Raw genomic sequence first — 600 nt, 5'->3', positions numbered from 1 at the left:
AGGCGGTATGGGACCAACGCTATTTGGTACCGGCGCATTCGATATCTTCGACCTACTGACAGACAAAATCTTCCTAGCGGTTGGGGGTATGTTGGTATGTATCTTTGCTGGCTGGCGCTTAAACCGTGCAGAGCTTGAAAAAGAAATCACGAATGATGGCGAAGTATCATTCCCACTATTTGGCTTATGGTACAACCTCGTTAAATACGTCATTCCGGTAGCGATTGCTATTGTTGCCTTCATGGGCATTAAGTCTGGCTTCGATAGCGGCAAAGGCGAAATCATGGTTTTAGGTATCGCGATTATTGGTTTTGCAGGATTACTTTCGAAGAAACTGTAAACGGCTTAAAAAGATAAAGAAAAGCGGGGGCTTAGTAAGGCTCCCGCTTTTTTGTGTCTGTAGGATAAGACTGACATTTTTAGATTAATTGTGTCTTTTTATAAAACTTTAATTGCAATGTGATGTTTGTCACATAAAATGCGCAACCACTGCAAAGGGGTGTCTATCGTCCCGAAATAATTCATGTGCAGATTGATACAGCAATGTCTGCACAGAACATAATTTATAAGGAACCTTGTCAGTGAAAATGTCAGTTCGTA

General features: G+C 41.5%; 1 pseudogene. It reads left to right on the top strand.

What is annotated here, in order from left to right:
• Positions 1 to 340, top strand: a pseudogene (locus R7Q11_RS27720) (sodium-dependent transporter); the annotation flags it as partial.
• Between the last annotated feature and the right edge of the window lie 260 nt (positions 341 to 600).

Source organism: Vibrio sp. 970 (assembly GCF_033339075.1).
The sequence above is the reverse complement of the archived record's forward strand: the minus strand, read 5'-3'. Positions and strand labels throughout refer to the sequence as shown.